This is a genomic window from Erwinia sp. (genome assembly GCF_031978025.1).
Lineage (GTDB): Bacteria > Pseudomonadota > Gammaproteobacteria > Enterobacterales > Enterobacteriaceae > Erwinia.
In genome coordinates this window covers 1-2,382 of record NZ_DALZCD010000414.1, presented here as the reverse complement: position 1 = coordinate 2,382, position 2,382 = coordinate 1, and the positions used below count along the sequence as shown (strand labels likewise).

Genomic DNA, 2,382 nt, shown 5'->3' with positions numbered 1-2,382 from the left:
GGCGAACCTTACTGGGCGATGACTTCTGCCGCCGTGGTGAGTTTTCCGACCGTGGGCGGCGTCATCAGCAAAAGTCTGGGCAGGATTGTGGGCAGCCTGACAGGCGCCGGCGCAGCACTGCTGATCGCGGGCTATACGCTGAATGAGCCCTGGCTATTTGCGTTGGCTATCGCCGGCTGGCTGGCGCTTTGCACCTGGATCCAAAACCATTATCAAAACAACGTCGCCTATGCGTTTTCCCTGGCGGGTTATACGGCCGCCATTATTGTGTTTACCACGGTTAACATCACGGAGATCGGCGATCTGTGGGAGATTACTCAGGCACGCGTATGCGAAGTGATTACCGGCATTTTGTGCGGCGGCCTGATGATGATGATCCTGCCCAGCACCTCGGACGGCGATACGCTGATCGCTTCGCTGAAAGAGATGCACCTCCGCCTGCTGGATCATGGTCGACTCCTGCTGCAACACGAAAGCACCGACAATGTACGTAGCGCACATGAAAACATTATTGGTCAGATCCTGACGCTCAATCTGCTGCGGATCCAGGCGTTCTGGAGCCACTACCGCTTTCGCCGCCAGAACAATGTGCTGAACTATATTCTGCACCAGCAGCTACGTCTGACCAGCGTGATTTCCAGCCTGCGGCGAATGCTGCTGAACTGGCCCGAGGCGCCGGAACAGCTGTATACCGTCATGCAGCAGTTGCTAAACGAGCTGGCCAGCGCCGACTGCGATAAATACCGCCTCGCCCGGCTGCTCGCCAGCGCCGCGCCGCAGGATCAGAGCGACTATCGCTATCAGGCTTTCTGGCATCGTCTGCGCTATTTCTGCTGGCTCTGGTTGAATATCCGCCGCTGGCTGCGGCTGTTCGAGCAGGCTGATGAGGAGAGCCGCCTTGCGCCGCCCGCCGTCCCGGCGCTTGCCAGACACAGCGACAGCGTGGAAGCCAGCTGGAGCGCCCTACGCACTTTCAGCGTGATCGTGTTGGGCTGCGCTTTTACCCTTGCCACCCAGTGGGATGCGGGGGCAGCCGCATTGACGCTGGCCGCCATCAGCTGCGTGCTTTACTCCTCGGTGCCTTCGCCCGTCAGCAGCGTATCGCTGCTGCTGAAAACGCTGCTGCTGCTCTCCGTGTTCAGCTTTATTATCAAGTTCGGCCTGATGGTACAGATCGACGTGCTGTGGCAGTTTTTGCTGCTGCTGTTTCCCTTGCTGGTCACGCTACAGCTTTTTAAGGTGCAGCAGAAAAAGCGCGCCGCGTTGTGGGGGCAGCTGATTGTCTTCGGCGGCTCGTTTCTTGCCGTGACCAATCCGCCGACCTACGATTATCAAAGTTTTCTTAACAACAATATTGCCAAAGTCTGCGGCGTGCTCCTGGCGTGGCTGGCTTTCCTTATTCTACGACCCAGCTCGGACAAACGCCGTAGCCGTCGCCATATCCGGGCGCTGCGCCGCGAATTTCTCGACCAGCTCAGCCCCAGGCCCCACCTCAGCCAAAGCCGTTTTGAGTCGCTGATCTATTACCGGGTCAACCAGCTGAATGCCAGCCGTGACGACCCGGCCCGGCTCTGGCTACTGCGCTGGGGAGTGGTGCTGCTGAATTGCTCGCATATTGTCTGGCAGCTGCGCGACTGGCACTGTGATTCATCCGCGCTGCTGGCGATGCGGGATGCCATGTTAGCTCACCTGCATCGTATTATTAGTGGGAAAGGGGTTCAGCAAAGCGCGCTGGAAAAGACGCTGAATGAGCTACAGAAAAATATCGCCGTGCTGGCGTCAGGCAACACCAAAAGCGAAACGGAGCTGGCCGGCATTGCGTGGCGGCTTTACTGTTCGCTCTCTCAGCTTCAGCAGGCGCCAGCGGCGACATAACGCTACAGAGATGTATCATTTATGGTGAGCTGCAGTTAATGACCAGGTTAGTAGACAGCGAGTTATGTCGTGAAGTATCAGCTGCAGCCATCCGTTCCCCTGACGCGCCACTTTGGAGAATCCTCATCCCTGTGCATCCCTTTCACAGGAAGGGTATTTTTCAATAACGCTCGGCGCCTTTGCACTGCACCAGAATGGGAAATTTTAAAGGAAAACAGACGGCCCGCGGCCTGTTCGTCCCCGAGATGCCTGGCTGATTCAGGGGACTTATCTTTATTAATAATGATAACTTTATCATCGGTAGCCTGTATTTTTGCACTCTGAACAAAAAAGTATTCGTCTTGTTGGCAACCCTGGCAGCAATAGTTTTTATCGCCGCATCAGCAACCCTTAAATTCCACTTCTCTTCTTTAACCTGCTGAACCGCATCCGTCAGGGCAAATGCTTTATCAACCCATTCTTTTTCTACGTAGATCGGTGTTAAAAAGCTAAACAGGGGTCCGGCAC

At 55.9% G+C, this 2,382-nt stretch carries 2 protein-coding genes; one reads left to right on the top strand and one right to left on the bottom strand.

From position 1 onward, the window contains the following. On the top strand, window positions 1–1,875 hold a 1,875-nt coding region (locus tag RTK32_RS21125; protein WP_312047362.1), incomplete at its 5' end, for an FUSC family protein. A gap of 160 nt (window positions 1,876–2,035) precedes the next feature. On the opposite strand, the gene RTK32_RS21120 is transcribed toward RTK32_RS21125, so the two are convergent. Then, the coding region (locus tag RTK32_RS21120) for a hypothetical protein (protein ID WP_312047360.1) at window positions 2,036–2,382 on the bottom strand (347 nt) is incomplete at its 5' end.